The sequence below is a fragment of the Coprococcus intestinihominis genome, assembly GCF_040096555.1.
GTDB lineage: Bacteria > Bacillota > Clostridia > Lachnospirales > Lachnospiraceae > Coprococcus_A > Coprococcus_A intestinihominis.
This window is the reverse complement of record NZ_JBBMEK010000012.1, coordinates 22,167-28,166: the sequence shown is the minus strand read 5'-3', so window position 1 is coordinate 28,166 and position 6,000 is coordinate 22,167. Positions and strand designations below refer to the sequence as shown.

Annotated in this window: 8 protein-coding genes and 1 pseudogene; all 9 read right to left on the bottom strand. The window is 46.3% G+C overall.

Going from position 1 to position 6,000, the window contains the following annotated elements:
• Positions 1-496: pseudogene (locus WMO25_RS01970) on the bottom strand (hypothetical protein); the annotation flags it as partial.
• Between the two features lie 10 nt (positions 497-506).
• Entirely contained in the window at positions 507-2,630 is a 2,124-nt protein-coding gene (locus WMO25_RS01965) for a PcfJ domain-containing protein (protein WP_349083784.1), read from the bottom strand.
• Between the two features lie 9 nt (positions 2,631-2,639).
• Complete coding sequence (locus WMO25_RS01960; RefSeq protein ID WP_349083783.1) at positions 2,640-3,125, bottom strand: hypothetical protein; 486 nt, start codon at positions 3,123-3,125, stop codon at positions 2,640-2,642.
• Between the two features lie 2 nt (positions 3,126-3,127).
• Entirely contained in the window at positions 3,128-3,367 is a 240-nt protein-coding gene (locus WMO25_RS01955) for a hypothetical protein (protein WP_349083781.1), read from the bottom strand.
• Entirely contained in the window at positions 3,348-3,845 is a 498-nt protein-coding gene (locus tag WMO25_RS01950; protein ID WP_349083779.1) for an RNase H family protein, read from the bottom strand. Before WMO25_RS01950 ends, WMO25_RS01955 begins: the two co-directional genes overlap by 20 nt.
• A 1-nt stretch (position 3,846) precedes the next feature.
• On the bottom strand, positions 3,847-4,608 hold the full coding sequence (locus tag WMO25_RS01945) for a rolling circle replication-associated protein (RefSeq protein WP_349083778.1): 762 nt from the start codon (positions 4,606-4,608) through the stop codon (positions 3,847-3,849).
• Between the two features lie 162 nt (positions 4,609-4,770).
• Positions 4,771-4,950 (bottom strand): hypothetical protein, encoded by a 180-nt coding sequence (locus WMO25_RS01940; RefSeq protein WP_130647834.1) that lies wholly within the window; start codon positions 4,948-4,950, stop codon positions 4,771-4,773.
• A gap of 368 nt (positions 4,951-5,318) precedes the next feature.
• Positions 5,319-5,594, bottom strand: coding sequence for a hypothetical protein (locus tag WMO25_RS01935; RefSeq protein ID WP_118064113.1), 276 nt, complete (start codon positions 5,592-5,594; stop codon positions 5,319-5,321).
• A gap of 26 nt (positions 5,595-5,620) precedes the next feature.
• Complete coding sequence (locus tag WMO25_RS01930) at positions 5,621-5,815, bottom strand: helix-turn-helix domain-containing protein (protein WP_117684733.1); 195 nt, start codon at positions 5,813-5,815, stop codon at positions 5,621-5,623.
• Positions 5,816-6,000: the final 185 nt, after the last annotated feature.

The window sequence follows — 6,000 nt, the reverse complement described above, 5'->3', positions numbered from 1 at the left end:
CATCAAACTCCTCGCCATATACTGCATTGAGTATGAGTTCGTTGTCCTGATAGAATTTTTCGACCAGCTGACTGATATCATCAGCCACGCCTGCTGCCGGTTCGGTTTTGTTAAACCTTTTCAGCTCTCTGATATCCTCTCTGGACGTTTCCGGTTGAATCATCTGTCTGTCAGTGTCTGGCAGTTTCAGCATCTCCTCCAACTGGCTCCTGCCCAGTTCTGCATATTCCGGCCGGAGCTGTTCGGAATATCCATCAATGGAATACTCCCGGTTGATACTCATAAACCTACTTGTGGTAGACGGCCACAAGCCATACTCGACCTGAGCAAATTCCGCTATGCTTTTGTATCCGTCCTGTTCGTAGAGCTTCTGATCGTCAATCTGTCTCAGAGCGTATCCGATCCGGACAAAGCTCTGTTTCACTCCCAGGAGTTCCTGTTTCAATTTCTGTTTCATCTGTACCCAGTCATCCAGGGTCATCTGCACATATTCCATGTTTACCTCCTTACGCTATGGCCGCCGTCTGGATTGTTTCCGTCAGCGTTCCTGTTTTCAGTTTCATCAGCCAGGTGTTCAGCCATGACTGCATATTCTTTTCATCTGGTTTTTTGTCCTTGTCCCCGTACCACTGCAATATCCTTGGATTTTTTGCATCTATCTCAACCGTGATGTACGGAACGTCAGGCTCTTCTTTGAATCTCAGCATCAGTATGTACGTCTTTCCAGTGTTGTGCTTGGCCAGATATGTGTTTCCTCCCACGCAATGATGGAGCAAACGCCCCTCCATGACAATTTCCTCTGCCGATCTGGCCGGTCTGATGATATATTTATCATCTTCGTAGAGATATTTATTTCTGAGTCCTCTGTAAACGTGCCGAATCTCCGGATAACGCTCTGCCACCTCTTTGAGGCGTTTGTCCATTTCTTCTTTGTTGGTTTCCATGACCATTTTGTTATGTTCCGCCTCTAAGTCCTGCGGCTGTTGATATACCGTGTTGTTGAGGTCGTATCCCAGGTTTATTCTCATGCTCAGATAGTCTGCATAGGTTGTGGCCGTGTGTCTGATTCTTGCTAAGGCACTGCTGCACTCTGTCCCATACTCACAACCGGAGTATTTTTCTATGCGATTGAGTAATTTTTGCAAGGTCATGTACTTGGTTGCCATTTCCACCTGTGTTCCGCTCAAATCCGTTTCTGCCAGATGCTCCACCTGTTCATCCGTCCAGTTCTGTCCCTGGCGTTTCTCCATCTGCATGACTCCCAGTAGGTGTGTGTCTCCTTTCTTTCTGATGAGCTGCTTTACTCTTTCCTTTCGGATTCCCAGGAACTGATCCGGCCGTCTTGCATTCTCATCAGCAACAATGCCGTAGTAGCATTTGACCAGTTTTTCTACCACATCGGTCAGTCCCATTTTTACCAGAACCTCAATCTGTGGCGTCTGACTGTAACGCTCCAGGTAGTCAATCGGATTGACCTCCCTGACGTTCTTTGCATATTCCTGTAATGCACTGTACTGGAATATTGTCCCTTTCATTTCTTCGTATGTCTCTGACATGATCAGACCGGCACTGATAGGGATATTTGCCATTCCATACAAATTGCAGTCATCCCAGAAATCTTTCCCCATGTACGGATCATGTTTGTGATAGTCTATCTGGACTTTTTTCCCTGGCTCAAAATATGCCCTCGCAATCTCCACTCCGGAGAGTTCTTCACTTGCGTTGTACATCTCCGGACCTTTATCCCCACAAATGAATCCTAGTGTCCACTTTTTCCCAACTTCCACATAACGCATGACCATTCCGTTTTCTTTGTACTTCTGTCCCAGGAATAGATAGATATATTTGTCACAAGTGCCTTTCACTTTTCCCTGGCACTTGTACTCTCCACGCGCTCCGCACATTGGACAGGTGCCATAGTGTCCCTCTCTCGGTTCTTCCGTCCATCTCTGGAACTGGCTTTCGTAGGAAATTCCGCTTTTCCATCTCGCATCTGTAACTCCTCCGCACTTGCTGCAGGCTATATGTGCATAGCAACCATGCTTTTTGTAATACAGATAATGCTGATTGTGAAAATACAATCCGTCAGCTCTGTCCAGGATCTCTTTCTCCGGCAGTTCTTTGGTGTGCGCCATTCTATCTGCCAGTGCCTCCTGGCGGCGCATATACACCTTGTGTTCTCTGTTCCGTCTTGCCGTTGTTACAATATCGTCCTCATGTTTGTATATGTATTCCCACCAGTGCTCCTCGTTGTATACGTTGGCTTTGCAGAACTTCTTTATCCTTTCCAGATCCTCTGTGCTCTGGAGTATATTTTCTTTTTTCTCCTGCTCCCATGTGGGATGTTCTTCTCCCCATATCACTCGGCCATAACAGCTGTCCGGCTTTATTTTCTGCCTCGTCCATTCTTCCTTTTCCGGCCAATATGTGCCGAAATCCTTTTTTGTGAGCACGATCCGCACCATCGGTATTTCTTTTGATTCTTTTTTGTTCCTGTATACCTCCAGGAAAAGATGCTTTTCGTGTCCAACAATCTTGACCGCCGTGACACCAATGTATTTGACATCTTTCTTTCTGCTGGTTTTCTTTAACCCGAAATACGGTATTTTTTCAATCGCTTTCTTTTTCATCCGTCCCACCTACTTTCCCATGTAGTAGTCCGTGATGATCTGCTTTGCTCTGGCCATGCCCGGGATCCCCAGCGTGACCTTTCTTGCAGATACGCCTGCTGCCTTGATGATATCCTTGTCCACGGTCTGCTGATTCTTGAACGACCACATCAAAAGCGCTGCTATGCAGCCTTTCAGTGACTTTCCTTTCTTCCGGACATTGAATGCCAGCAACTCATTTTCCATGCACTGGCCTCTCAGGTACTCCACCCAGTCCTCCATGATTTCTTTCGGTTTCAGTTCTGCCACCTCAACGTCAATCTTTCCCAGTGCCGCTGTCAGCTGATCGCACAGTACCGGGATTTCTCCCTGCAGATACATATCCACGAAATCACTCTGGATTCCGTTCTCCTTTGCCATGGCTTTCAGTGACTCTGTATCTCCCTCATTGAACAGATTCTCTGCAAGCTCATTGATTTCTCCAAAAGAATTGACTTCTCCAAACTTCTCAAACATGTCTATTCCTCCTTTTTTCCAAATTCCAGACCCAACTTTTTCCCATCTTCCAGGATCTGCTGCATCTCTGCCTCACACTCTCCAGGACGCTGCACTGGCGCAAATGTCATTTTTGTACCGTTCTTTGTCGGTTTTCCTATTTTCTGCAGTGCTGCTCCTTTTTTCTGCAATTCATTCAGTCTAATGTTGATAACCGCAATCTGATAAATGTTCTCGTGTTCATCAAACAGCTTTTTTGTCATTCTTGGAAATGTCACTTGATATTTTATGACTGTGATCTTGTGTTTCATCATTGTCCCTCTTTCGCTTTTCTATTTCTCCCTGCAGCCAGCCGGTGTATTCATGCTTTCCCGGCTCTGTCAGTATGAGATGCCTGTTTGACAGTCTCCATATCTCCATCCACTCCTGCTGATTGGCCACTGGTTTCCGCTTACTGGTCAAAAACTCATTTCCGGCCCATACGGCCAGGTTGCGCTCCAGCATATTGAGAACGAAATCATCCTCTGTGCAGATGCAGACCTCACAGGACTGGTTGAACCTGTCCAGGGCTTTTGCCAGTGCTGTCAGTACGGTCTGATGATATGTCCCTGTTATCTTTCCAAAACCCTCACGGGTTACTGCCTGGCCGGAGACCATTACCTCCAGCACATATCCATAGTGTTTCTCTGTTGCTTTCGGAGAGGAGCTGTCTGTCTCTATGTAGATTTTTACCTGCTGCATTTTATTCCCGCCTCCTTTTCAACCGGATCATGGTATATCTCCGGTACTTGTATCCTGTTACCGGATTGATACCCTCGTGGATCTTGGCAATGTAATATCCTTTTTTGGGTTTTGGTTCTTCTTTCCATCTTCGGAGCTTGTCAACCTTTGGCTCCGGCAATGGCATATTGCGACTTGTGTTATAACTTGCCTCGCTGAGTCTCGGTTTTCCCGGTTTCCCGTCTTTCTTCTCCTCAGTGGTATGCTCATCCTTTGTCATGTAGTTGGCTAACTTTGTGAAATCCTCGTCATAGTATTTGCTATTCTTGATTTCAATGGACCAGGTTCCTCCCTTTGTCCATGCCTTTGTGATGATACTGGCTGTGTCTCCAATCTCATTGATGACCAGATGAATGTGCCAGGCTCCCTTTGTGCCTCTCTCTATGTTTCTTATCCAGAAAACCTCATATCCTCGCTTTTTGAACTCACGTCTCACGTATCTCATGGCTTTCTGAAAATCTTTCAATGCCGCCTGCATATCTGGTGGCCTGTTTCTCACTTCATAGGTCCATGTCGCAAAGATGTCTCCCTGTCCGAAATACTCCAGCATTCTCTGTCTGCATCTCTTGGCTTTGTTCTGAGCATTGACCGCCCTCATCTGTTCCTCTGTCGGTTTGGCTCTCTTTGCCCTCCCTGTTCCAGGACCTCCATACCTGCCATCATGGAACTCCTCTACATCAATGACATCTCCCTGTCTGAACCTGTATCTCTTTCTCTTAACCATAGTCTCTGTGTCCTATCTTTAATATCTTTATCAAGTCCGAACGGGGTCAGCTCATGCCCCGTTTTTCTTGACTTTTTCGGCCCACAATGGTACTATGATTCTAGGTTATTCACGTTTATTGTGAACCGGCTGGCGTCTCCGAAACGTCAGCTTTTTTATTGCTCAAATTACTGCCTCCACGGTTACTCCGAACTCTTTCGCTACCTGTTCGGCATATTCCCGGCATTCTTCCAGACTTCCGGATCTGCAGATCATATATCCAACCTCTCCGGATGGAAATGTCACAGGTCCGCTCCATCTGATAATCTTCACAGGATTCTCTCCCATTACATGTCTACTCATTGATTTATCCTTTCGGCGGTGCTCTTATCATTCTGACCGCTCTCCTTTGTTCGGCTCTTGTATACCGTGTTTGCCTTTTCACATTAAAAAGGACGAAAACCTGTTGAACATCCACACTCTCTCTGGTTTGGAGTGACCACCGCCATTTTTTCACGGTACCTATGCGCCAGCTGTTGGCTTGCTGTGCATATTCGCGGATGCCTTTCCGCGGATTGCGCTCTGCCGGAATCGGACCGGCCTATGGACTGCCCATGCAGAGAGCGCTCTTTCTTTTCCTCATTATTTCCGTTTTGCCATTACCAGTGCGATCACTACCACTGTTAGTGCACCCAGAAAAGCTCCTGCTGCCATTCCACTCAGGAAAATCCCTACTCCTCCCATGGCTCATCCTCCTCATCTTCGTCATCATATAAATCCATCTCATCGAAAGCTCCGTTTGCGGCCATGAACATTATCAGCCACCCCCCGCCGATCACAACCATGCAGATCTGCACCGGATACCAGTCCGGTCCCCATTCTGGCATCTCTGTGATCCCGACTCCGCACAATACCAGGTATGCCGCCATGATTGCCATGGCCGTCAAAATCCATCCTCTGATTTTTCCCGCGATTCTCCGTATCTTTCGTCTCTGTTTTCTGTTCATCTTTTCTCCTTTTTGCGCCCGCGCAATTAGATTTCTCTCTGTGCTTTTTCTGCACTATACGTTTCTTTAGTGGCTCCGCATCGTGTAAATTCTTTATAGATCGTATCTCTATGAACGCCGATCTCATTGGCTATATCAGCCACTTTTTTTCCAGCCTTGCTCATTCTCTCAATAATTACTCTGTCCTCATACCGGAGTCTCTTTGTCTTTTTTCTTGCCACTATGTTCACATCCTTTCCGAAAATAAAATAAGCGTGCAAGAGCTTGTTTTTCACTCTTGCACGCTTTCTTTTTCTCGCCGTAAATAAAAAAGAAATCCGGCAAGAGATTTTTCTATCTCTTGTCGAATTTCATTCTACAATTTATCATAAACTTGCCCTATCCTGTCAAAAATTGCCATATAGAT